This is a genomic window from Paraburkholderia diazotrophica (assembly GCF_038900755.1).
Taxonomy (GTDB): domain Bacteria; phylum Pseudomonadota; class Gammaproteobacteria; order Burkholderiales; family Burkholderiaceae; genus Paraburkholderia; species Paraburkholderia diazotrophica_A.
Genome location: NZ_JBBPEN010000003.1, coordinates 52,767 through 76,943, shown reverse-complemented (window position 1 = coordinate 76,943; position 24,177 = coordinate 52,767). Strand labels below are relative to the sequence as shown.

At 64.3% G+C, this 24,177-nt stretch carries 23 protein-coding genes; 13 read left to right on the top strand and 10 right to left on the bottom strand.

Translation table 11 applies throughout. The features are described from left to right. Window positions 1–53: 53 nt before the first annotated feature. Complete coding sequence (gene lhpH / locus AABE10_RS10320) at window positions 54–1,061, bottom strand: trans-3-hydroxy-L-proline dehydratase (RefSeq protein ID WP_342933160.1); 1,008 nt, start codon at window positions 1,059–1,061, stop codon at window positions 54–56. Window positions 1,062–1,252: 191 nt separating this feature from the next. Between lhpH and AABE10_RS10315 the strand changes: the two genes are divergently transcribed. Further along, a complete protein-coding gene (locus AABE10_RS10315; RefSeq protein ID WP_342933159.1) occupies window positions 1,253–1,990 on the top strand; it encodes a FadR/GntR family transcriptional regulator in 738 nt (245 codons plus the stop codon). A gap of 930 nt (window positions 1,991–2,920) precedes the next feature. Here AABE10_RS10315 and AABE10_RS10310 read toward each other — a convergent pair. After that, window positions 2,921–4,261, bottom strand: a complete 1,341-nt coding sequence (locus AABE10_RS10310; RefSeq protein ID WP_342933158.1) for an FAD-binding oxidoreductase — start codon at window positions 4,259–4,261, stop codon at window positions 2,921–2,923. A 168-nt stretch (window positions 4,262–4,429) separates the two neighbouring features. After that, window positions 4,430–4,600, bottom strand: coding sequence for a hypothetical protein (locus AABE10_RS10305; protein ID WP_342933157.1), 171 nt, complete (start codon window positions 4,598–4,600; stop codon window positions 4,430–4,432). Window positions 4,601–4,718: 118 nt separating this feature from the next. Between AABE10_RS10305 and AABE10_RS10300 the strand changes: the two genes are divergently transcribed. Next, window positions 4,719–5,573, top strand: coding sequence for a helix-turn-helix domain-containing protein (locus AABE10_RS10300; protein ID WP_342933156.1), 855 nt, complete (start codon window positions 4,719–4,721; stop codon window positions 5,571–5,573). A 46-nt stretch (window positions 5,574–5,619) separates the two neighbouring features. On the opposite strand, the gene AABE10_RS10295 is transcribed toward AABE10_RS10300, so the two are convergent. Next, window positions 5,620–7,473, bottom strand: coding sequence for an ATP-binding response regulator (locus AABE10_RS10295; protein ID WP_342933155.1), 1,854 nt, complete (start codon window positions 7,471–7,473; stop codon window positions 5,620–5,622). Beyond that, window positions 7,443–7,874 (bottom strand): molybdopterin-dependent oxidoreductase, encoded by a 432-nt coding sequence (locus AABE10_RS10290; RefSeq protein WP_342933829.1) that lies wholly within the window; start codon window positions 7,872–7,874, stop codon window positions 7,443–7,445. The genes AABE10_RS10295 and AABE10_RS10290 overlap by 31 nt, the downstream gene beginning before the upstream one ends. Before the next feature lie 310 nt (window positions 7,875–8,184). On the opposite strand from AABE10_RS10290, the gene AABE10_RS10285 reads away from it, so the two are divergent. After that, window positions 8,185–9,132, top strand: coding sequence for a phosphoribosyltransferase (locus tag AABE10_RS10285; RefSeq protein ID WP_342933154.1), 948 nt, complete (start codon window positions 8,185–8,187; stop codon window positions 9,130–9,132). Between the two features lie 76 nt (window positions 9,133–9,208). Here the strand turns inward: AABE10_RS10285 and AABE10_RS10280 are convergent, their stop codons facing one another. Then, a complete protein-coding gene (locus AABE10_RS10280; protein ID WP_342933153.1) occupies window positions 9,209–10,885 on the bottom strand; it encodes an ATP-binding domain-containing protein in 1,677 nt (558 codons plus the stop codon). A 167-nt stretch (window positions 10,886–11,052) separates the two neighbouring features. Between AABE10_RS10280 and AABE10_RS10275 the strand changes: the two genes are divergently transcribed. The 3 genes from AABE10_RS10275 (at window position 11,053) to AABE10_RS10265 (ending at window position 13,056) form a co-directional block, all read left to right on the top strand. Continuing rightward, a complete protein-coding gene (locus tag AABE10_RS10275) occupies window positions 11,053–11,679 on the top strand; it encodes a glutathione S-transferase family protein (protein WP_342933152.1) in 627 nt (208 codons plus the stop codon). A gap of 4 nt (window positions 11,680–11,683) precedes the next feature. Further along, entirely contained in the window at window positions 11,684–12,310 is a 627-nt protein-coding gene (locus AABE10_RS10270) for a glutathione S-transferase family protein (RefSeq protein ID WP_342933151.1), read from the top strand. A 131-nt stretch (window positions 12,311–12,441) separates the two neighbouring features. After that, window positions 12,442–13,056: a Fur family transcriptional regulator gene (locus AABE10_RS10265; RefSeq protein WP_342933150.1), complete on the top strand. Its 615-nt coding sequence runs from the start codon at window positions 12,442–12,444 to the stop codon at window positions 13,054–13,056. 46 nt (window positions 13,057–13,102) lie between these two features. Here AABE10_RS10265 and AABE10_RS10260 read toward each other — a convergent pair whose 3' ends face one another. After that, window positions 13,103–13,567, bottom strand: a complete 465-nt coding sequence (locus AABE10_RS10260; RefSeq protein WP_342933149.1) for a response regulator — start codon at window positions 13,565–13,567, stop codon at window positions 13,103–13,105. A gap of 716 nt (window positions 13,568–14,283) precedes the next feature. After that, the gene (locus AABE10_RS10255) at window positions 14,284–15,003 is read right to left on the bottom strand and encodes a TetR/AcrR family transcriptional regulator (RefSeq protein WP_342933148.1); all 720 of its coding nucleotides are present in this window, start codon (window positions 15,001–15,003) and stop codon (window positions 14,284–14,286) included. A gap of 90 nt (window positions 15,004–15,093) precedes the next feature. Here AABE10_RS10255 and AABE10_RS10250 point away from each other — a divergent pair, with 90 nt between their 5' ends. The 3 genes from AABE10_RS10250 to AABE10_RS10240 all read left to right on the top strand — a co-directional run bounded on the left by AABE10_RS10250 (window position 15,094) and on the right by AABE10_RS10240 (window position 19,546). Then, a complete protein-coding gene (locus tag AABE10_RS10250; RefSeq protein ID WP_342933147.1) occupies window positions 15,094–16,602 on the top strand; it encodes an MDR family MFS transporter in 1,509 nt (502 codons plus the stop codon). Window positions 16,603–17,057: 455 nt separating this feature from the next. Next, window positions 17,058–18,278, top strand: coding sequence for a zinc ribbon domain-containing protein (locus tag AABE10_RS10245; protein WP_342933146.1), 1,221 nt, complete (start codon window positions 17,058–17,060; stop codon window positions 18,276–18,278). Window positions 18,279–18,421: 143 nt separating this feature from the next. Continuing rightward, the gene (locus tag AABE10_RS10240; protein ID WP_342933145.1) at window positions 18,422–19,546 is read left to right on the top strand and encodes a TAXI family TRAP transporter solute-binding subunit; all 1,125 of its coding nucleotides are present in this window, start codon (window positions 18,422–18,424) and stop codon (window positions 19,544–19,546) included. A gap of 164 nt (window positions 19,547–19,710) precedes the next feature. Here AABE10_RS10240 and AABE10_RS10235 read toward each other — a convergent pair whose 3' ends face one another. Beyond that, on the bottom strand, window positions 19,711–20,322 hold the full coding sequence (locus AABE10_RS10235; RefSeq protein WP_428983293.1) for a thioesterase family protein: 612 nt from the start codon (window positions 20,320–20,322) through the stop codon (window positions 19,711–19,713). A 264-nt stretch (window positions 20,323–20,586) separates the two neighbouring features. Here AABE10_RS10235 and AABE10_RS10230 point away from each other — a divergent pair, with 264 nt between their 5' ends. Beyond that, window positions 20,587–21,150, top strand: coding sequence for an N-acetyltransferase family protein (locus AABE10_RS10230; RefSeq protein ID WP_342933144.1), 564 nt, complete (start codon window positions 20,587–20,589; stop codon window positions 21,148–21,150). 52 nt (window positions 21,151–21,202) lie between these two features. Here the strand turns inward: AABE10_RS10230 and AABE10_RS10225 are convergent, their stop codons facing one another. After that, complete coding sequence (locus AABE10_RS10225) at window positions 21,203–21,757, bottom strand: putative glycolipid-binding domain-containing protein (protein WP_342933143.1); 555 nt, start codon at window positions 21,755–21,757, stop codon at window positions 21,203–21,205. 272 nt (window positions 21,758–22,029) lie between these two features. On the opposite strand from AABE10_RS10225, the gene AABE10_RS10220 reads away from it, so the two are divergent. From AABE10_RS10220 to AABE10_RS10210, 3 genes are read left to right on the top strand one after another with little or no spacing between them, the layout of a single operon-like run. Next, window positions 22,030–23,055, top strand: a complete 1,026-nt coding sequence (locus tag AABE10_RS10220; RefSeq protein WP_342933142.1) for an urea transporter — start codon at window positions 22,030–22,032, stop codon at window positions 23,053–23,055. Window positions 23,056–23,100: 45 nt separating this feature from the next. Further along, a complete protein-coding gene (locus AABE10_RS10215; protein ID WP_342933141.1) occupies window positions 23,101–23,877 on the top strand; it encodes a class II aldolase/adducin family protein in 777 nt (258 codons plus the stop codon). Between the two features lie 41 nt (window positions 23,878–23,918). Continuing rightward, window positions 23,919–24,107, top strand: a complete 189-nt coding sequence (locus AABE10_RS10210; RefSeq protein WP_342933140.1) for a 4-oxalocrotonate tautomerase — start codon at window positions 23,919–23,921, stop codon at window positions 24,105–24,107. Window positions 24,108–24,177: the final 70 nt, after the last annotated feature.

Here is a 24,177-nt window from a genome sequence, read left to right as displayed (position 1 = left end):
TGCATTCAGTTCTGTGTTTGGACCAAGGCTCGGTCGTGCACTCAGTCCTGCATTCAGCGGACCAAAAATCCGTAAGTCAACGGATCGCGCTCGTCGACGATCCAGTTCGCGAAGCCGCAAATATGCGCGTCGCCCTCGATCTCGGGAATCACGGCGTCGAAGCGGTCGAGCTTTGTCTCCGACAGCACGCGTCCGCGAAACACCGTGCCGATGATCGATTCGTTGACGAGCGTCTCGCCCTTGCCCAACTGGCCGCGCAGATACAGTTGCGCGACGCGTCCCGCCGTGCCCGAGCGCGTCGGCGAGCGGTCCACTTCGCGGTCTGCGAACACGCAGCAGTTGGCCTGCGTCGAACCCGCGTGACGCGGCGCGTTGTCGACGATCGTGCCGTAGATGTGATTGATCTCGGGAATGTGCGGATGCTGGACCTTGAACGCCTCATTGGCCGCGCGCTTCACTTCGGCGCCGAACTGGATCAGGCGGTCCACCTGCTCTTCGCGCACGTCGAGCCCGAACGGCTCGCCGGACGTGTAGAAATAGAACGCGCCGCCGAATGCGATATCGCCGCGCACGGTGCCGAAGCCCGGCGTCTGAACGCTCACGTCGCGCTGCCAGATGAACGACGGCACGTTGACGAAGCGCACGCTGCCCGCGTGATCGCCGTCCCATTTGACGAACGCCTCGATGAAGCCGCACGGCGCATCGATGCCGACGCGCGTTTCCGGCTTCGTGCGCTCGACCCAGCCGAGCGCGACGGCCGTCGTCGCGAGCGCGATCACGCCGTGGCCGCAATGGTCGCTATAGCCCTCGTTGTGGACGAAGATGATGCCGAAGTCGGCGCCCTCGGTGACGGGCTCCGTCAGATAGCCGCCGTACATGTCGGCGTGGCCGCGCGGCTCCAGCATCAGCGCGCGACGCAAGTGATCGGCATGTTCCTTCAGCCACGCGCGCCGCTCGACGATGGTCTTGCCGGGGATTTTCGGCAGCCCGCTCGTGACGATGCGAAACGGCTCACCGCCCGTATGCACTTCGACCGTGCTGATCACGCGGTTCAGTTTCATGATGCGTTCGCGCTTCGCGTCACGGGCCTGGCCGGCTGCGTATCGAACATCTCGTCTCGCTCCACGATTGGCTATAGTGGATCAGAATGTAGACCAGCCTTGGTTGACATTCAACCAATTTCAAAATTGTCGAGCTAAACTGGTTGGAATCCGGCTTACGTCATCTCGACGTCCATTACTCGCTACGCACAATGGCCACGACCTCATTCGCACTGGAATGCGCGTTTCGCCCGAAGCAGATTTACGAGCAGGTCGCGGAGCGCATGCGCGCCGACATTCGCAGCGGACAGTTCGCGCCCGAAGCGCGGCTGCCGTCCGAACGCGATCTCGCCGCGCGCTTCGGCGTGGGCCGGCCCGCCGTGCGCGAGGCGCTGGGCGCGCTGCAAAACGAAGGGCTTGTGGTGACGCGGCGCAATTCCGGCACCTATGTATGCGCGGACGCGTTGCAGCGCCTGTCGGCGGCGCGCGCGGACGATCGCGTGCCGGGCTACGCCGATATCAGCCCCACTTCCGCGCTCGACGTGCGCCTGATCCTGGAACCGGCGATAGCGCGCCGCGCGGCTGTGCATGCACGGCGCGATGAACTCGCGGAGCATTACCTCGCGCAGATGGATTCGATCGACGATGTGTCGGATGCTGTGCAGCGCGCGCTCTGGAACGACAGCGACCGTCTGTTTCACCGGCAACTCGCCGTGATGACAGGAGACGCGTTGCTCGTCAAGATCGCCGATGAGGTGGCGCAGGCGATGGACCAGCCGCTATGGAAGCGTCTGAAGGACGACGGCATTCATGATCCGGGGCGCATCCGGCTTTATGTGTCGGAGCATCGGCTGATTTATGAGGCGATCGTCGATGGGGATGCGGATGCGGCTGCTTTTTATGTCGAGCAGCACATTATGAGGGTGAGGCGCGATATCGCGCCGAAGTAGGTTTTTTTGTCTGCGACGCTGTTGGTTTTTTTGCTTCTTTCGCTGGCGTCCGCGATTGCGCCTACCGGCGCGGGGGTTGCCCCTGTGCGAGGCGGCACTTGCTTTCGTTTGCAACGGCTTTTGTTGTGGTGTTTTTGCCTTTGCGCGGGCATCCGCGATGCGCCTCGCGGCGCGGGCGTTGCCCCTGTGCGGGGCGGCACTCACTTTCTTTGCCGCCGCAAAGAAAGTAAGCAAAGAAAGCGGGCTCACACCGCCAATGCTTGCCGCCTACCCACGGGCTCTTAATGTCCCTACAATTCGCGCGGCAACTTGCTGGTCCGCCTTCGTTGCCAGCGTACTGATCAAACGCCTCACCCGCTTCATACACCCGCGTTGCGGCCCGCGACATCGAACGTTCCCGCGCCCCTTTGCGGCAAACTGTGTGTAGGCATTCGCGCCGCACAGGACACCCGCGCCGCGCGGTGCGATCGCAGTAAGAGCGTTGCCCTGCACGACACAGCAACCCTATTCACTACCGACATACGGCGCTGAAACGTTCGATGCCTTTAGCTGTGTCCTCTCGTGTGAAGTGGGTGAGGCCTTTGGCGAAGCGTTGGCAACGAACATAAGTTAGTACACTGCCGCACGAAGGATAGGGCCGTTGAGAGCCCGTGGGTAGGGGGCAAGCATTGGCGGTGTGAGCCCGCTTTCTTTGCTTACTTTCTTTGCGGCGGCAAAGAAAGTGAGTGCCGCCCCGCACAGGGGCAACGCCCGCGCCGCGAGGCGCATTGCGAATGCCCGCGCAAAGGCACAAAAACCAAAAACAAAAAGCCGTTGCAAACAAGAGCAAGCACCGCCCCGCACGGGGGCAACGCAACGCCCGCGCCGCGACGCGCATCCCGGATGCCAGCGGCACGCTAAAACCGCCAAAACCAATCAGCGTCGCAGACATCAAAGAACGCTCCTCGGCCTCTGCATCGTCCCATCGAAAAACCGCTGCAACCGGAACGCGGCGAGATCCAGCGATGGCTTCCCGTCGTCGATCCATTCCGCCATCAGCCGGCCGACGATCGGCCCCATCGCGAAGCCATGTCCGCAGAAGCCAGTGGCGATCAGCAGACCGGGCGTCTGCGACGGCGCATCGAGCACGGGAATGCCGTCGGGCAGCACGTCGATCAGCCCCGCCCATGACTCGACCACCTGCGCATCCTTCAACGCCGGAAAAAGCGTGCGCAGCTTCTGCAACGCGCGCGGCGCATGCGCGCGGTTCGGCTGCGGATTCGGGTCGCGCGGATGCAGCACGCGCTCGTCGGCGGCCACGACGCCAGGCAGACGGTCGAGCACATCGCGCACGAACGCGCCGTTCAAATGGAAGTTGAACTTCTCGCGCTGCGTCCATAGCTCCGGCAGGAACCACTTCAGCGCGCGGAAATGGCCGAGCGTCATGTCGACGTCGACCTGCATGTCATCGGCGAGATTGATCGCGCCGTTCGCGCGCTGGCGAATGCCGAGGCCGTGCCCCCAGAACGTCGACGCTGTCACGGCAGGCAATGGGTTCGTGCGCATGCAGGTGCCGCGCACGGCCTGTTGCGGCAACGCGATGCCCAGCGTGTCCAGCAGGCGCCAGCTACTCGCGCCCGCCGCGCAGATCACATGCCGCGTGCGAATCGTCCCGCGCTCGGTGACGACGCCCGTCACCGCGCCCGCCGCCCGTTCGATGCCGGTCACGCCGCAACCCTCGAAGAAGCGCGCGCCCGCTTCGACCGCGCGCGCGGCAAATGCGGCCGCCGCGCGGCGCGGCTCGGCCTGGCCGTCGCTCGCCGTGTACAGGCCGCCCAACGCCGGGCCGTGCATGCCGCGCACGTGCTGGTCGATTTGTGCGCGATCGAGCACGCGCGTATCGAGTCCATACTGCTTCGCGACATCCATCCATTGCTGGAACGACGCCCAGTCCTCTTCGTTGTCCGCGACGTAGAGACAACCGCCCTGCCGCCATTCGAGATCGAAGCCCAGTTCGCGTTCGAGCTGTTCCCAGATGCGCATGCCCGCCATCATCAGGGGCACTTCGGCGGCCTCGCGGCCCTGCTGGCGCACGAAGCCCCACGCGCGCGTCGACTGCTGGCCCGCGATGCGCGACTTGTCCAGCACGACAGCCTTCACGCCGCGTCGCGCGAGGTAGTACGCCGCCGCGCAACCCATGATGCCCGCGCCCGCGATGACGACATCGGCTCGATCAGGAAACGGCGCGTCGGCCGGACTCAGGTTCGCATGCAGCGGATAGGTCGTCGTCATCGGAAAGCGGATTGCGCAACGTGGCGGTGTCGAGGGTCTGCATCTTCTCAGGCTCGCGCGAACGCCGCAATGCCGGTCATAAAGCGAACCGCCGCGCACTATCTTTTGCGCGCCCGTCACACGCGTCGCCGGGGCCGGCAAAAGACCTTCATCACCCGAAACAATGCGTTACGCATACGTTTTCGCCGCTAAAATAGAAGGGCCGGGCAACGAGCGAAGCTGTGCTGATCCGCGCAGGCAATCGAAATCAACAGAACGGGCCGTTTTCACGGTCAGGAGCGGCACGCGGCCATGCTTGCGCGGCGCGAGACCAGGCGCGCCGCGCGTTTTGCGGTACATTGGCTATCCCGCGCGGGGGGCGCGCCCAGGCGGCGCGCCGGGAGACCCGCGCTACGCGCCGTCGAAACGACGCTTCGTCATAAACAACGATTCATACTGACAGACAGAACCTTCGCGCATGTCCAACGAAGCCACCTCAACCGACTCGCTCGCCGTCGCCGAACGCGTGCGCGAGTTGATGAGCCGTCACGGCATCGGCAAGCGTCAGCAGACCAGCGAGCTTTGCCGCATCCTCGATTTGAGTTTTTCGCAGGGCCACCGCAAGCTGCGCGGCAACAGTCCCTGGACGCTCTCGCAGATCAAGAAGGTCGCCGAGGTCTTTGGCGAGCCGGCCGCGCAACTGTTCGGCGCGCAGACGCTCGACCCCGGCATGGTCGGCGCCACCGCGCAGGAGGCGGTATTCGCGATCGGCTCGATCGAGCTCGCGTGCACCGCATGGATCGGCGCGCCGATCGAAGCGGGCAGCCGGCCGGAATTCATCGCGTGGTCGAAGCTCGACCAGTGGCGCGTCGTGCGCTACGACGGCGCGCTCTATCAGAACGCGCACGAAGTCCACAAGATCGAAATCTATCCGCGCCGCGCCGAAACGGACAAGCCGCTGATCGCCGTCGTCGACGACGACCAGGCGTCCGCCGACAATCTGCGCGACTACCTGGAGCGCAGCGGCTATGCGGCCGTGGCGATCTACGGCCTCACCGCGTTCGCCGAAACGTTGCAGACGCAGGTGTTCGACGGTGTCGTGATCGACTGGCTGTTCGGGCCGCAGACGTCGGCGGAAGCGATCCGCGCGGTGCGCACATCGGAAAACCCGGACGCGCCCATCTTCGTGCTGACGGGCGAACTGCTGACGGGCAAGGCGAGCGAATCGGAAATCAGCGACATCGTGCGCAACTACGATGTGGCCTGCTACGAGAAGCCCGCGCGCATGGCGATACTCGTCGCCGATCTGTCGAAGCGTTTGAGCCGGGCTTAAGCACGAAGGCGCCGCGACGCCGCGCGGCGGCCGCCCTAGCGTCAACTCACCCTTCCACCGATGCCCCGTGCCGCGCCGCCAGCGCGCGCTGCACGGCGTCGCGCAGCACTTCGTAGTGAACCGGCTTGGTCAGGCTGTCGAAGAACGGCGCGTCGTCCTGGCGTGCCGTTCCATCCGGCGCATACGCGCTCACGGCGATCACAGGCGTGCGCGCCGCCCCGCCCGCCGCGCCTGTCTTCGCGGCGTACTCGGCCATGAACGCATAGCCGTCCTTGTCCGGCATGTGCAGATCGAGCAACACGAGATCGCAGCGCCTTGTGGCCAGCCACGCGTGCGCGTCGTCGGCGTTGGCGACGGCGGCCGCGTCGCATTCCATGTGCTCGAGCATTTCGCACAGCGATTCACGGATCAACTGGTTGTCGTCGACGATCAGCACCTGCGGGCGGCCGTCGCCGTGCGCCTCGTGCGGCGCGGCCGCCCGCGTGGCAGGCGCGGCGACGGGCGCGACGGGAATCGTCACGGTGAAGCGCGTGCCCTTGCCCACTTCGCTTTCGACGCCGATTGTCCCGTTGAACAGCGCGACGAGCCCCTGCACGATCGCGAGCCCCATGCCCGCGCCTTCGAAGCGCCGCGTGCGCGACGCGTCCAGCTGCGTGAATTCCTTGAAGATCAGCGGAATCTGCGTGTCGGGCACGCCTGGTCCCGTATCGGTGACGACGATGGCGAGCGCGCCCGCGTGCTGCTCGAAATGCAGCGTGACATCGCCGCGCTCCGTGTAGCGGATCGCGTTGGTCACGAGGTTGTTGACGATCTGCCGGATGCGATGCGGGTCGGAATCGACGAGACCCGTGCGCCCGCTCGCGCTGCCTTCGAACGCCAGCCCCTTCGCGCGCGCGGCCGGCTCGTGCTCGTCGACAACGGACGCCAGCAGTTCGCGCGGATCGAAATGCTCATGGCGCAGCTCGAGCTTGCCGGCGCCCAGCCGCGCGTAGTCGGTCAGGTCCTTCATCTGCGCTTCGAGATGGCGCGCGGCCGTCTCGAGCCGCTGGATCACCTTGCGGTCGGCCTCCGTGTGAAAGTTGAAGCCGAGCAGCTCGATCGACGACACGATCGCGTGCAGCGGCGTGCGCAACTCGTGGCTGATCATGCCGAGAAACGCGTCCTTCGCGAGGCTCGCTTCGCGCGCGGCGCGGCTCGCCTGATGCTCGGCGTCGAGCGCGGCGCGCTGCTGCACGATCAGGTTCGTGCGGCGCCGTCCGTTCATCACGAGCAGCACGGTCGCCGCCGCCGACAGCAACAGCAGCACGAGCCCGCCCGCGAACAGCATCCGGCGCTTCGCGATGAAGTCGGAGTTCATCGCCTCGCGATCCTGCACGTCGACGAAGCGGCGGCTCAGCGCGAGGTCGTTCACTTCCTTCCAGTGCTGGCGCAGTTGCTCGACCATCTGCGAGGCGAGCGTCGGCGAATTGGGCAGCGCGTCGAGCATGGGCTGCATCGCGACGAGCATCCCGGACAGCCGCGCGATCTCCCCCTGCTGAAGCTGGACGGCCTCCGCCTGCGCGGCGAGGCGCCGCGTCGAGCCCGCCATCACGCGCAGCTTCGACTGCAACACCTGGAAATGCAGCGTGAGCCGGTGATAGTCGCTGTCGACACCCGTCTGGTACAGCAACAGCTGGGTTTCAAGCCGCGCGTACGCGATCTGGAGCTGCGCGGCGTCCCAGTAGAACCCGTCGTAGGTACCCGTGACCTGCTGGGTCGCGCGGGGATTGAGCAGAGCCGAATAGAGCAGATAGCTGATTGCCGCGGTCGGCGCCGCCAGCGCGGCGATCCAGATGACAACGAGTACGACGCGGCGCAGCGGGCGCCGTCCTATTTGACGATGAGTGCCTTGATCTGCCATACGAATTTTGCGTCCGCCGACGCCCCCGCCAGCTCGCCGGGGAATTCGTCGCGCGGGTAAATGAGAAACAGCGGGCCGAAGTCGCTGACCTGCAGGCGCTTGCCATTCATGCTGTACGCGACGATCACGCCATAGCGGCTCGAATCGGACACCGGAACGGTGTACGTGTAGTCATCGAGCGTGTGGATTTCGATCTCGTCGCCGTACGCGCCCACTGTCTTGAGAATATCCGCGAGCAGCGGCCCCGTGAAGGTCGATTTTGCCGTCCACGTCGTCGAAGTCGTAATCGTATGCGTCGGTAGCGCGAGAATCTGCGCCTCCGAAAAGTGGAACAGGGTGTGGTCGGGGTCGCTGGTCTTCGCGATCTTGCCTTTCACGTCGAGTTCGAGTGTCGTCGTCATCGGCGCGGCGCTCGCGGCCGGCGCCACGAACGCGAACGCCAGCACGGGCACGAGCGCGAACGCGCGCAACCATCCGTATTTGTTCTTCTGCACTTTTGGTCCCTTTCGTGTGGTCTTGTATGTCTTCTTGTGCGTCTTTTTCCCAGCCGTGGCTCGCATTGTGCCTGACGTCGCCGTCAGACGATAACGACAGTGCCGTCGGATGCCACGACACAGAATCTTTACACGGCGTGCATAATATCGGCTCCATCTCAAAAAAGCCGTTTCGCCGACGCGCGTCCATCCGGCTCAACACAAACCGCAAGCCGTCATGAAAAAGCCGGTTCTACCGTTGACCTACGAACAGCTCGACCACTGGATCGATTCGCTGCAGCCCGCCCTGCTCGAAGAGCGCTTCGCGGCCACTGTCGGCATCTTACGGGGCGGCGCGCCACTTGCGCTAATGGCTTCGCATGCGATCGGCGTGCCCGTGGCGTTTCTCAGCTACGACCGCCGCGCGCGCCATGTCACGTGGGACTCGGCGCAGCCGCTGCCGCCGCCGGGCTCGAAGGTGTTGCTGTGCGAAGACATCGCGGGACGCGGTTTCACGCTGGTCGACTGCATTGCGTTCCTGGAGCAGCACGGTCTGATCGTCAAGACGCTGACGGGCGCGTTCGACGAGATCAGCCGCATTCGCCCCGACTACGCAAACGACGCGTCGGGTTTCTTCGCGCTCTTCCCGTGGGAGCGCCAGGCCTACACGGACGATTACCGCGAGGACTGGCTGAAGGTCGAGGCGGGTTCCGCCGAGAAAATGGCGCAAGACCACGAGTACGCGACCTATGCGATCGACCTGGACGGCATCCTGTTGCCCGACGTCCCGCTGGCACGCTATGACGAGGACCTGTCCGCCGCGCTGAACGAACGCGACGCGCTGCTGCCGTTCGATATCCTGCCCGACGTCGATCTGGAGAAGGTGCGTGCGGTGATCACGGGCCGCCCGCATGTCGATCTGGACCGTACTCGCGCGTGGCTGGAGCGGCACGGCTTCGGCCATCTGGAGCTGGTGATGCGCGCGCCGGACATGCACGACGAATCGCCCGCGGGCGCCGCCGCGCACAAGGCGCAGGCCGCGCTTCGCTGCGGCGTCACGCATTTCATCGAAAGCGATGCGGTGCAGGCGCTTTTCATCGCGAAGCAGGCGCCGCTCTTGCGCGTGATCTGGTGGGATGCGCTCGAGCGTAAGGGCACGCTGATCAGCGCGTCTGCGTGGCGTTGAGCCCCGACGCCCTCAAAACCTTCGAAGCCTTCAAAGAAGAGGCAAAGCCGCCCGGCCGCGTCCGCTCCGTGGTGCGCTATGCCGCCGCTTGGTCCTTCGCTTCGGCCGGCTGCAAGTGCCGCCCGGCGCGCTGTGACGCGACGACGATCAGCTTCATCGTCGCGCGCGTGGCACCGACGAACAGCTTGCGTGCATTGCGCTCGTCGAACCCGTCGAAATCGACTTCGCTCAGGATCACGCACGGCGCCGACTGTCCCTTGAAGCGGTAAATCGAGTCGAGCAGCACGTCGCCGTCGCGGTATGCGGGGTTGCCGAACAGATCGTACTTACCCGTGAAACTGCGCAGCCGGTGCGGGCCGAGCTGATCGAGCGGCCAGAGCACCGAGCCCTCGCGTCCGCGAAAAGACAGCACCGCGATGTCCTGCTTGCGAAAGCCGAGCGCGAGCGCCTGCGTGATCGCGCGCTTGGTCGCGTCAATGCAGCTTTCGGGCGACTGCGCTTCGTCATACGTCGACAGCAGGATGTCCGAGCCGTCGAACGGACTGCCTGCCGTCAGCGCGCCCGCGAGCGGCACCGTCGCGCCGACCACGTCGCGCAGATAGTCGAGGATGTCGCGCGGGCTGCGATAGTTGGTCGACTCGCGCAGCACCGTCCAGCCCGGCAGCGCAACGCTCTCGCGCATGTACAGATTCTGCAGCGGATCTTCGAGCCACCACCATGCGCCGCCCGGCTTCAACAGGCGTTCGAGCGCGGGCACCCACGGCTGCTGGAAATCCTGGCCCTCGTCGACGATCAGCACGTCGTATTGCCAGCGCGCGTCGACCTGCGTCGCGGCGAACGCGCTTTCGAGCTTGTCGAATACGTCGTTGCTCTGGAAATCGGGGGCCTCGCCGCTTTCCCGCACGACCCAGTCGCACAGCTGGTGATAGTTCGCGACCTTCGCCTCGGGCGGCGCGACACGCGCGATATGGTCCGCGAGCGGCCGGTTGAAGCACACATACAACGGCCGCTCGCCGCGCGCGACGACGTCGTTCATCACCTGCACGGCAAGCTGCGTCTTGCCGGAGCCCGCCGTGCCGATCACGCGCAGCCGGAACGGCGTGAATTCGAGCCGCCGCGCCCATGTGGCCAGCCCGCCCGCGAGCCGCGTGACGAGCGTGCCCGCCTGGCCGACGAGTGCGCTCGCGTCGGGCGTGAGCGCGAGTTCGTCGGCGAGAAAGTGGTGAATCTTCGATGCGCATGCGAGACGCGGCTCGTCCGCGGGCAGCGCTTCGAGAATGATGCCGACGAGCTTGTCCTTGCGGTTCGCATCGACGATGCGCGCGGGGTTCACGCCCGCAATCGCCGCATCCCTGACGACGTGATCCGGGCAATACAGCAGCTCTTCGATGAAATACGTGCCCGCGCCGAAGGCCGCTGTGAAGCGCCGGTGCAGCCCTTCGATCGTGCGCGCGAGCGCGATCGCCACGTTGCGCTCCGTCTGCATGTAGACCTTGACGAGCCCTTTCGGCGTCTCGCGCAGAAAGCCCGTCTTCTGCTCGACGATCATCACGCGCCCCGACGGGCTGACGATCACGAAATCGGCCTCGCCGAACACGGAGAAGCCTTCATGCAGGCGAGTCCAGTGCACGCCGTGATAGACCGTGTAGTCGCGCGGCAGCGCTTCTTCAAAGAGCGCCAGCGTTTCGCGCTCGCGCGCGGCAGCGCCCGTCGCGGCGAGGCTCTTCCAGTCGTCGGGGACAATGCGGGCCATGCGATGCCTCGTCATGTTGGGTGCGCTCATTGTACGCAACGCATGCATGCGGATTGTGCCGATCGGCGGCGCCCGGAAAGAAAAACCCGCATCGTGTATCGTTAGTGGTTGAACGCCGCGCATGAGGCGCGGCTTGCCACTGTAGACGAGTCAAAGAGGATTACCGGATGATTACAATCTGGGGACGCGCCAATTCGGTCAATGTCCAGAAAGTCTTGTGGGTGTGCGACGAACTCGTCCTGCCTTACGAGCGCATCGACGCCGGCCTGCAATTCGGCCGCAACGACGAACCCGACTACCTCGCGATGAACCCGACGGGCAAGATTCCGACGCTCGTCGACGGCGATTACGTGCTGTGGGAATCGAACTCGATCCTGCGCTATCTGGCGATGCAGTACGGCGCGTCGAGCCTGCTGTATCCGGCGGAGCCCAAAGCGCGCGCGAGCATCGACCGCTGGCTCGACTGGTCGTTGTCCACGCTGCAGCCCGCCGAGCGTCCCGTGTTCTGGACCATCGTGCGCACGCCCGAAGCGGGGCGCGACAACGCGAAGCTCGCCGCCGACATCGACAACGTCGCGAAGCTGTGGAAGCTGCTCGACGTGCATCTGCAAGGACGCTTTCACATCGAAGGCGATCACTTCACGCTCGCCGACATCGTGCTGGGCGCATACGCGAAGCGCTGGTTCGGGCTGCCGGGCGTCGAGCGTCCGTCGACGCCGAATCTCGAACGCTGGTATCAGCGGCTCGCGACGCGCCCGGGCTTCAAGAAATACGTCGATTTCGACCTGACCTGAACTCATGACCATCACGCTCTATGCATGGGGCACGCCGAACGGCCGCAAGGTCAGCGTCGCGCTCGAAGAAATGGGACTGCCGTACGTCGTCGAGCCGATCAACATCACGCAGGACGAGCAGTTCGATCCCGACTTTCTCGCGATCAGCCCGAACAACAAGATCCCGGCGATCGTCGATCCCGAAGGACCGGATGGCCAGCCGATCAGCGTATTCGAATCGGGCGCGATCCTGCTGTACCTGGGCGAGAAGACGGGCAAGTTCCTGCCGAAGAACCTGCGCGAGCGCGTGCCCGTGCTCGAATGGCTGATGTGGCAGATGGGCGGCTTCGGCCCGATGCCGGGACAGGTGCATCACTTCGCGGCGCTCGCGTCCGAAGACGACAAGCGCTACGGCCTCAAGCGCTTTTCCGCCGAGACGCGACGGCTCTATGCGGTGCTGGATAAGCGGCTCGGCAAGACGGAATATGTGGCGGGCGAGTTGTCCGTCGCAGACTTTGCGATCCTCGGGTGGGCGTGGCGGCACGAGCGTCACAAGGTCGATCTCGCCGACTATCCGAACGTCAAGCGCTGGTACGACATGCTGTTCGAACGTCCGGGCGTCAGGCGCGGGTTCGAAGCAAAGCTCGACTGATTCGGGCTGTTTCGATCATGCGGGCCGCTGAGCGCCGCGCATGCGGAGCGGCCGGCGATCATCGGCGGCGTGGGTTCAACCGCCCGGTTCAACCTCGGGGTTCAACTTGGGTTCAACCTTATAATCAGCGGATGAAAATCGCCAAGTCAACGGCCGCCGCCGCCGCTTCCGCAACGGCGGGCACATCGAATCCCGCACAGCGTCCGCAGCACGACGAACATCGCGCGGACCACGCGCATTCGCACGCGCACGAGCCGCATCACGAGCACGGCGGGCATGCGCAGGGCACGCCGGCATCAGCGGAGGCCGCGCTCGCGCTGGCAGAGGAATACTGCCGCGAGCGCGGCGAAAAACTCACGCCGATCCGCCGCAAGGTGCTCGAACTGCTGCTGACGTCGGGCCGCGCAACCAAGGCCTATTCGCTGCTCGACGACATGCGTCAGATCCACCCCGGCTCCGCGCCGCCCACGGTGTATCGCGCGCTCGATTTCCTGCTGTCCGCGGGTCTCGTGCACAAGATCGAATCGATCAACGCGTTCGCCGTCTGTCACGACCTCACGCAATGCCAGCACGGCATTCTTGTCGTCTGCCAGCAGTGTGGCAACGTCACGGAACTGCATCAGCCGGCGCTGCGCGAGGCGCTCGTCGCGCAAATCGAAAACGCGGGCTACCGGCTCGCCGGCGATGGAATCGAGCTGAAGGGACTTTGCTCCGCATGCCAGGCCGCGCAAGCCGCCGGCAACTGAACTCGCCCGCCTACGTCAGACGGGGCGAGGCGCCGCGGTTCGAACGTCAGGTCAAGCCGGCGGCACGCGCACCGATCGCGTCGCGCAGCAGCGTCACCAGCGCGTCGGGCGGCACGGGCTTCGTCATGAAATGCTGGAATCCCTCGCCGATGCTGCGTAGCCGGTAGGCCTCATCCGTATGGCCCGTCACGGCCACCGCGACGCAAGCTGCGTGATCGCCGCGAATCTCGTGGTCCCGCAGACGCTGGATCAGATAGAAGCCGTCCATCGCCGGCAGGTCCAGATCGCAGACGACGGCATCGGGCATCACCCGGATGGCGGCTTCGACGCCCTCTTCGGCATCCGCCACGGCGATGACATTGGCCCCTTCTGATTCGAGCAGAATTTTCAACGATTCCCTGTTTTGCGGGTCGTCTTCGACGAGCACGATCGTGGCCTGATCGAGCCTCAATACTCCGTTCATCTTGATGTTATTGCTGTAAAAGCTGGTTATGCACTCTGACGTGGCCATGATGTTACGTACTTGTATACCGCGCCAGCGCCGGCAGCGGAAAAGAGTTCAACGTTTCTACTCTCGTAGGGTCGTTCTTACCAACGGACGACGGACGCGCTGTCCGTCCGCCAACCACTCCCGCCTCGCGTAGTCGTCACTGCGTGCCCGGCGTGTTCGCCGCCGCGCACATCCCCTCTTCGGACTCGATTGTCCGCATCGAGTTGCACGCGACTGTGCGCTTGCGAGCATGTGCCGCCGCGTTCAAAAAGCGCCAGTACAGACACGACAACGAGCCTGCGTTCAGGCGCACCGCGCCATCTTGACGGCCGCGCAAGGCGCTCGCGTGACCATCGGAAGGCATGCAGATAACGGGAGGAAGCCTGTGAAGCGCGCGCGGGATGAAAGGCGGGCCAGCCTGCCGAAACGATCGAAGGCGAGGCGCTGCGATGCATTGCGATCTTCTTCCTGTTCCTCGTTGTCTTCGTCGTCAACATGTCGATGCGCGCGTCGAAGATGGCTCATTGCCGCGCCGGCGCAAGACAGCATGACGGACGTCGACCTGCGAAACACACGGGGAAATAAGCACATTGCATGCCGTCGGCAAATCGCGCCAGACGATGACGAAGCGCCTTACATCCGAAGAAAACGCTTCGCCGGCAAGGGATCTGGGACTCGCGCGCGACTCGCGCGACGATTCGCACGCGACGATTTGCACGCAACGACTTGCACGCAACTCATGCGCGCGGCTTCCACACCACGCCATGCGTGAGCAACGTGACGGCATGACGCGCGATGTCGTCCGCCGTCAGCTTCCGGCGCACGGGATCGTTGCGCCACATCGCCGACGTGGCGAGCGGCAGGATCGTCAGGCCGATCACCGACAGAAACACAAGCGACGGCTCCAGATCCGGATTCAGCCGCCCTTCCTTCTGCCACCGCTCGATATACGCGATGCCGCGCCGCTGGTTCGCATCGCCGAAACGCTCGTGCATGCGCTGCTTGAGCAGGCCGCCCTCGCTGATCACTTCGCGTATCCACAGCGACGGAAACCACGGGCAATCGCCCGCCACTTCGACGAGCCGCTGCGCAAGCAACGTGATCGCCGCGATGGGATCGTCGGGATTCGCTTCGAACGAACCTGCGAGCCGCGTGCGCAGCGGCAGGAAACGCTCGTCGATCAGCACGTCGAGCAGTTGATCGCGGGTCTTGAAGTAGTAGTGCATCATGGCGGGCGTAAAACCCGCCTCGCGCGCGACCTGGCCAAGCGTCGTATCGACGATGCCCTGCCGCGCGAACAGTGCAAGCGCCGCGTCCAACAGACGGGCGCGCTGCTCGGGGCCACGTCCGCTGCCCGACGGACGGCCGGGACGGCGCGCCGCAGCGACGGGCGCCGCGGTGCCTTCATGGTCCGCACGCCCCGCCTGATCCAGACCCGATACCGATTTTCTTGCCATGACAGTGAGATTGACGAATGATCCAATGTCGCATATATTAATCTGCGTGTTAATTAATTTCAAGGCAACTTGAAAGCATTGGAAGCCGAGATGGAAATCCAGACCCTTGCCCCCGACGCCGCGCCCGACACGACCGAGCGCCCGTCGCTGCGCGTGCTGTTTCCGGCGCTGCTGCTGGTGATGCTGCTCGCGGCGCTCGACCAGACGATCGTATCGACGGCACTGCCGACCATCGTCGGCGACCTCGGCGGGCTGGACAGCCTGTCGTGGGTCGTCACCGCCTATCTGTTGACGTCGACGATCGTCGTGCCGCTGTACGGCAAGTTCGGCGATCTGTTCGGCCGCAAAATCGTCTTGCAGACGGCGATCGTGCTGTTCCTGATCGGCTCGGCGCTGTGCGGGCTCGCGCAGAACATGACCGAGTTGATCCTGTTGCGCGCGCTTCAGGGACTCGGCGGCGGCGGACTGCTCGTCATCACGATGGCCGCGATCGGCGACGTCATTCCGCCTGCCGAGCGCGGCCGCTATCAAGGCGTGTTCGGCGGCGTGTTCGGTCTTGCGACCGTGATCGGCCCGATGATGGGCGGCTTTCTCGTCGACCATCTGTCGTGGCGCTGGATTTTCTACATCAACGTGCCGCTCGGCATCGCCGCGCTGCTCGTGATCGGCGCCGTGTTCAAGCCGCGCGTCGCGCACGTGAAGCACACGATCGACTACATGGGCGCGGCCTTCCTCGCGGGCGCCCTCACCTGCCTGATCCTGTTCACGAGCCAGGGCGGCACCGTACTGCCGTGGACATCGCCGCAGCTTTGGTTCACGCTCGTGCTCGCGTTCATCTGCATCGGCGGGTTCATCTATGAAGAGCGCCTCGCCGTCGAGCCGATCATGCCGCTCGAGCTCTTTCGCGACCGCACGTTTCTGCTGTCGAGCGCGATCGGCTTTATCGTCGGCGTGTCGCTGTTCGGCTCGGTGACGTTCCTGCCGATGTATCTGCAGGTCGTGAAGCACTCGACGCCTTCCGAAGCCGGCATGCAGATGCTGCCGATGATGGGCGGCGTGCTCGTGATGTCGGTCGTGACGGGACGCATCATCAGCAAGATCGGCAAATACCGGATATTCCCGATCATCGGCACGTTCCTCGTCGGCGTCGCGATGGTGCTGCTCACCACGCTAAAGCTCTCGACGCCCGTTCATGTGATGTATGCGTATATGGGCGTGCTCGGCTGCGGTCTCGGCATGGTGATGCAGGTGCTCATTCTTGCCGTGCAAAACGCAGTGCCGTTCAAACATCTCGGCACGGCGACGTCGGGCGCGACATTGTTCCGTTCGATCGGCGGCTCGGTGGGCGTCGCGGCATTCGGCGCGATCTTCTCGAACGGGCTCGCGGCACGACTGCAAACGCTGATTCCTCCCGATACCGAACTGCCGCGCGCGCTCGGCCCCGTTGCGATTCACAACTTGCCCGCCGTCTTGCGCAACGACTACCTGCAGGCATTCGCGGGCGCGCTGCATACGGTGTATCTCGTCGCCGCCTGTGTGGTCGTGCTTGCGTTCGCGCTTGCGTGGCTGCTTCGAGATCACCCGCTGCGCAAGCATTGAAAAGCACATCAGACGCTAGCAAACACAGATACAACGAGACGCGCGAAAGGCGTCCAATGCCTGGATAAAGGCGTGCAACGTCTCTATGAAGTGCTTGTGCATAAAGGCCGGCGTGCATTGTGCGCCGGCCTTTTATTTGATCAATGTGTTTCCTATGATCAAAAGGTAACAGGCGCCGTTGCAATTCTGCCTATGCATAAACCCTGATGCATGATCGTTTTTCTCCTTGAATTCAAGGGCCGCCGGGACCGATGCGCGCGATAGGTAGCAACGTCGATTGACGCGCCGCGAGAAAGAAACCATATTTGCTCACACACAGCGGCCCCTTGATGAAAGAACTGGGCCGGCTGCTACCCAGCGCATGTGGATCGAGTTCCGCCAACCCGCTCGTTCGCTTCAACTTCGATCCTGAGCATGCCGAAATGGCATCGCCTACAACTGGTTGGGGTTCAAGCATGTCTGCCGAATCGACACCTGCCCAGGGCTTCCCAACGCCATGCACACGTTGCGGCGGCGTGCTGTATCAGCATGCCGAGTTCTGCCCATATTGCGGCGCCGATCACCCTCTCGACAGAGCGCAGCGCAAGCGCGCCGGAATGCAGTTGAGAGCCGTCGATACACAGCCGCCGCATTTACCCGCTATTGCCCCCGATCCTTCGGGACTGCCCGCGCTCGCATCACCCGACATACCGATTCCGCCGCTCGCCGTGCCGCACGCTGCATGGCAGGCGGCCGGCCGGTGGATGGTCACTAGAGGCGTCGTGATGCTGCTGTTCGTCGCGGCATTCGGCTATGCGGCCTGGCTGCTGCTCGGCGACAACCGCCGACAGGACACGAGCGGTGACGAAACGACCAACAGCGCGAGCACGGCGGGCGGGTCGATTTCGCCTTACACACCGCCAGCCGCGCCGCCACCCCCGTCGCGAACGACGCCGCAATCCGTGCTGCAATCGGCAGCGCAATCGGCGCGTAACGCGCCGACGGCAACGAGTGTGAACGCGCCCGTCGCCGAGATCACGCCGGCACGCATCGCGCCGTCGACGCCACCTGTCGTCAAGCACTATCTGGACCTCTCCGAAGCGCTGCGGGCGGCACACGCGGGACTCGCACACAACAGCCTCGCGGAAGCAAAATCGGCGCTTGCCGATGCGATGTCGATCGAGCCGAACAACGCGGACGCAGCGCAGATCCAGAGTGAAATCGGCGACCGCGAGAAGAGGCGCGATGCCGCGCTCAACGTGGCAAGCAACTGCGCGAAGGACAAGCTGTGGAGCTGCGTGCGCGAGCATGCAGCGCACGCGCTCGCGATCGACGTCAGCAGCGCGGACGCGCAGTCATTGCTCGAACGCGTGATTCTTTCGACGGGCTGGAAGCCGCTCGCGAGCGCGCCCGCGACCGCCGCCACGAATGTCAACAACGCCGACGCCAGTGCCAATCGGAATACGAATGGCACGCCGGCGGTGCCGCCATTGCCGCCACTGCCGCCCGCCATCGCAGCGAAAAGCACCGCGACGGCAACGAGCGTCACCGCGAACTCGACGGCGACGAACGCGGCGACGGGCACAGCAGCGAACGCGACAAGCAGCAACGCGGCGAGCGCGGCCAGCGGCGTCGACGCCGAGATGCGCGCAATCATCGATTCGGGCTGGAAGCATTCGCCATCGGCGAGCAAGTGAACAAACAGCAGGGCACGTCACGCGATCGGGAATACGCAGCACACACGTATTGCAATCCTGAAGTAACGGGGCATGCGTGCAGTCCGTCAGGCGCATGCGTTTCAACGCACCGCGTTTCAACACACATAAAAGGTAGGTAGACCATGCTCAGAACAATACTGACGGGATTGACGGCGCTGGTGAGCTTATTGGTCGCGTCCGTCGCCATCGCTGCTGGGGCGACGGGGGCAGCGGCGGCGGCCGGCGCCGGCGCGCACTACAAGATCGTCACGGGACAGGAGCGCGGCACGTATATCCAGATCGGCGCCGACCTCGCGAAATACGTCGCGCAGCCTGCGGGCATCGACCTCGAAGTGATGCCGTCAAAAGGCTCTGCGGAGAACGTGCAGCGCATGCGCTTCGAGCCAGGCGTCAAGCTCGCGCTGGTGCAATCGGATGTGTACCAGGCCTATATCGACATGGCGAACTCCGGCAACGCGGATGCCGGCACGACGATCCGTCCGCTGCGCCTCATCATGCCGCTCTATAACGAGGAGATTTATTTTGTCGTGCGCAACGACTCGCCGATGAAGTCCATCAACGAGATCAAGGACAAGGTGATCAGCATCGGCCCGATCGGTAGCGGCACCGCGCAATCGGCAACGACGCTCTACCGGCTGATGTTCAACCAGCCGATTCCCGAGCAAAACGTGCAGAGCCTCAGCAACGAGGACGCGATTGCCGCGCTCGTCGTGAAGAAAATCGACGTGGCCGTGATCGTCGCGGGACAACCGGCGAAGCTCTTCACCGACATGAACCCTGACCTGCTGTCGCAGATCCGCTTCTTGCGACTCGATGCGAACGCGCCCGAAACGGCGCGCGCGAAGGAAACGTATTTCCCCGCGACGATCCGCCAGAGCAGCTATCCGAACTGGCTTAAGGAAGACGTGCCGACGCTGACCGTCAAGGCGTTTCTCGTCACCTACGACTATGGCTTGCGCGATACGGTCAGCAATCTGAACCGCTTCGCCGATTCGCTGTGCAACAACTTCGATGTGCTCCAGGAGAAAGGCCATCCGAAGTGGAAGCAGGTGAAGCTCGAATTGCCGCCGCTTACGAAAGGCTGGCAATACTATCCACCCATCGAACGGCACTTGCGCGCGTGCATCGCGCACCGCGCGGCTGGCACGCCGACGACGGCCTCCGCGCAACAGCCGCCCGCGCCGCCTAAAGTCAACAAGCGTCCGTGCTCGGATCAGGAGCGCCTGCTGCTGTTGTGCGGGAAATGACGTTCGATTAGCGTGTGCGTCTTCATCGACGCGCGGCACCACGGCATGACGGATGCCGTGGCGTTTTCGTTGCATATGAGAACAATGGGCGATGCAGCGCGTGCACGTCATTCGCCTGGTTCATGCCTGGTTCATGCCTGGTTCATGCCTGGTTCATGCCTGGTTCACGCCTGCGCCGACGCCTCGCGCGCAGCGGGCGGAATCGCCATGCCGCCTTCGGCCGCGCTCCACTGCGCGATCCATTCGGGCAGCACGGGCGAAGCCTGCGTAACGCCCGCGAGTTGCAGCAGATCGTTCGTCGGCACAGTGCCGCCGCTACGCTTGAGAAACCGCGCGCGCACCACGCCCAACGCGACCTGCGCGCCATCGCGGATAAAAGCCTGCTCGATGAACACGTGCTTGTCGTCCCAACCGATCACGCGCGTCGCCACATCATAGCGGTCCCATCGCTCCAGCGATCGATGAAAGCGCATCGTCTCCAGCGTGACGACGGGATACCAGCCTTGCTTCCTCAGTTGCGGCCACATGCGCGAGCGCACCATCAGATCGACGCGCGCCAGATCGAGAATCGTGAAGTACCGGCCGTTGGTCATATGGCGCAGCACGTCGAGATCGTTCGGCCACACGCGAAACGGCGTCACGCATGTATCGAGCACATGCAGACGGCTACGCCGTGGACTCTGCAGCAGAGTAAGGAAGAGACGCAACAGCAGGTTCATGGCAAAGCCCGTATTGGCGACGCTGACGATGGATGAGGCTGACGAACGAGTCTGCATGTTAATCGACGAGTGCGAAGCCGGAAACCGAAGAAGCGGCGTCTGGTGATAGAGCACCTCTTCGCATCATGCGTGCCGTCGTAAGCGATATGCGTTGTCCTGCGCGCGCGTCGATGCCGGGAAAGCCGCGCCTCCTGGTTTTCCTCACCATCCTGGATCGGCTCACCTTGCCATGCGCCACCGCCGATTTTTGAAGCGCTTCATTTCCGCGCGCGCCACAGGCATAGTGAGAGGTTTCCAGCTACGACACCGCCATCCGACACAATGAGCGAGACCTCTCCGGTTGCCGCGCCCGTTATCCGCGACGCGACGGACGCCGACTTTCCCTTCATCCAGTCCATCTACGCACATCACGTGCTGACGGGCGTCGCGTCCTTCGAAGAAACGCCGCCGTCCGTCGACGTAATGAAAAAGCGCCGCGCCGCCGTGCTCTCTCATGGCCTGCCGTATATCGTCGCGGTGCTGGAAGGCAAGATCGCCGGCTATGCGTATGCAACGCCATACCGGCCGCGTATCGCCTATCGCTACACGATCGAAGACTCGATCTACGTGGACGACGGCTGCCGGGGACGCGGCGTCGGACGCGCGCTGCTCGCCGCGCTGATCGAGCGATGCGAGCAAGGGCCGTGGCGTCAGATGATCGCCGTCATTGCGGACGGCGGACGCGGCGGCTCGCTGTCGCTGCATCGCGACGCCGGATTCGAACTCGTCGGCACGTTGAAGGCGGTCGGCTTCAAGCACGGACGCTGGCTCGATTCGACGATGATGCAGCGCGCGCTCGGACATGGCAGCGACGTACTGCCAGCCGACGACAATACCGCGAAGTAAGGCCCGCACTCACGCGGATCGACGGCTTCGTCGCCGGGCACAAACCGCGGCGTCAGGCGAGCGGCAACGTGCGCGTGAACATCGTCGGATAGTCGATCACGAGTCCGTCTTCGTCGACTTTCAGCTCTGCCGCGAAGCCCGTGTCAATGCCTTGATAGCGATACTCGACACCCGGCTCGACGCAGGTATACGCCTGCTCGACGCGTGAGATCTGCAGATCCGGTGTCGAGATGAACGCGACGGGAATCGTCTCGCGCGCGCCCTTCGCAAGTTGCAGTCGGCGAATGGGCAGCGTGTTCGTATAGGGCGTCGCCGCGATGTCGATATCGATGCAGCCCGCCAGCGATGCCAGCACCAGGCCGTGACCGTCATGCCAGTTGCCTTCGCCGTCGCCGTGCAGATCGAGTTCCGGGCCGCCGATCACTTTCAGCCATGCATGCACGGTGCGCCATTGCAAATCGCATTTGACGCGGTAAGAAAGGCCATACGGGTGGCCGTTGCGCTCACCGATCAGCACGCTTTCGGCATAGAAGCCGTCGGCGCGCGCGTCGAACGCGAGATGCTCGACGCCATCGCCCTCTTCGGGGGTCCATCGCACTTCACGCATGAATCCGTCTCCTTCGAACGATCGTTATCGGTGACATCGTAGCGCGAACGCGCCGAGATGAACGCCGCGCCTTTCGTTCTCGCGTTATCGGCCGCGAAATGGGCTGACGTCATGCGGCTGCAAGACACGCGCGCAAATAGCCGTTATCAATACGCGCGCATGCCGTTCGCCGTCCGCCTCGTTATGCTCGCGATTCGTCTGCTTCGAATCTCGCTGGCCGCGTGAGTACCGTTTCACGCGGCTTCGTCACGCCCGCTTTAATCGATATCGCCATGCACGCCGCGTCCCATCAAGAGCCGTTCACTGCGCTGCTAACGCTGCTGCGCAGCTTCGGTCAGATCGTCCTGCAACGCGATGCGCGGACGGGCGCATGCGTGCTCGCCGCGTGGCTCGTGTGCGATCCGCGCCTCGCGTGCGCTGCGTTGACAGGCGCGATTGCCGCGAACGTCGGCGCGGTGCTGCGCGGCTACGATCCGGGCGAGACACGCGACGGGCTGCACGGTTTCAACGGCGCGCTGGCTGCGCTTGCCGCGTTCGCGTTCATCGCCGATGACGCCACGGCGACGGCCATCGCGATTCTCGCCGCGATTGCCGTCGCGTGGCTCCTCGGACCGTGGGCGCGGCTGCTGCGCTCGCGCGGCCTCGGATACTATTCGAGCCCTTGCCTGCTCGTCACGTGGGCGTGGCTGCCGCTCGTGCATGGAGCGTTGGCGCATGCCGGCATCAGTGCTGGCGTCGAGTTCTGCGTCGGCGCCAGCGCAAGTGCAAGCGCGAATGCGAACGCAAGCGCGAGCGACGCCGTTGCGTGGATGCCGTTCGCCCGCGCATTGCTTGCGGGCATCGCGCAGACTTCGTTCGCGTCGACCGCATCAGCGGGCCTGCTGATTCTTGCGGGCATCGCGGTGTCGTCGATGCGATGCGCCGCATTCGCGCTGGCGGGCGCAGCGCTCGCGACGGCGGCGCACTCGCTCATCGGCGTGGATGCAGCCTCGCTCGACGCAGGCCTGTCGGGATTCAACGGCGCGCTCGCCGCGCTGGCATTGGCCGATTGCGGCGCGTTGGCCGCGCTCGTTGGCGTGTGCGTGTCGGTGATGCTGCAACAGGCGGCTGCCTTTTTTTGTGTACCCGCACTGACCGCGCCCTTTGTCGTGGCGACGTGGACGATAAGCCGCTTCATGCGCGATACTCGCGACACGCACATTTCGCGCAACACAAGCCCCTTCGACGCCGCAGCCGCACGCAACGCGGACATAGGGCGCCCGGAAAACACGACCCGCGCCGCTTGGCGGGAACGCTGACGCGGCGAGTCACCAGCAACCTGTTGTATGAGGACGGGAGACATCATGTCATTTGCACACACGCCCGCAGGCCGCATCGCGCAGTCAACGCCGATGTCGGATGCCGAGCGGCGCACGCGTGTCGATCTCGCGGCCGCCTACCGGCTCGCGGCGCTCAACGGCTGGGACGATCTCGTCTATACGCACATCTCCGCGAGCGTGCCCGACGAGCCCGGCCATTTCCTGATCAATCCGTTCGGCCTGTCGTTCGACGAAGTCTGCGCGTCGAATCTGGTGAAGATCGATATCGAAGGCAATATCGTCGGCGAAAGCGGGTATCCCGTGAACGCGACGGGCTTCGCGCTGCACGCCGCCGTGCACGCGGCGCGCGCCGACGCGTTCTGCGTCATGCATCTGCACAACACGGCGGGCGTTGCCGTGTCGCTGCAAAAGGACGGCCTCTTGCCCGGCTCGCAGCACGCGCTGCGTTTTCACGGCTATCTCGCGTATCACGACTACGAGGGCCTCGCGTTCACGCCCGCCGAAGGCGAGCGGCTCGTCGCCGATCTCGGCGACAAGCCCGCGATGCTTCTGCGCAATCACGGCACGCTCACGTTGGGCCGCACCGTCGCGGAGGCCTATGTGCTGATGGCGACGCTGATCAAGGCATGCGAGATACAGTTGCAGGCGCAGGCGGGCGGCGGCCCGCTCGTGCTGCCATCGGAAGCCGTCGCCGAGCGCACGGCCGAACAGCTCTACGACGGCGGCGCGATCGAAGGCGCAATCGAATGGCCCGCGCTGCTGCGCAAGCTGGATCGACTCGACCCGTCGTTCAGGAACTGACTTCCACACTTCATTTCAATTCACTTCAAGGAACATGAGACATGCCTACTTTTCATATCGAGCTTTTCGAAGGCCGCACGGTCGAGCAAAAGCGCCAGTTCGTCGATGCGATCACGAAGGCGACGTGCGAATCGTTGAACGTCGAGCCGGGTTCCGTCGATATTATTCTCATCGATGTCAAACGGGAGAACTGGGCGACGGGGGGAAAGCTATGGAGCGACGCCACGTAAGGCTTTGCGGGACGAGTCGCCCCGCTTTGCCGCGCTGGTCCAGGTGTCCAGTCGCAATGCTCGGCACGAG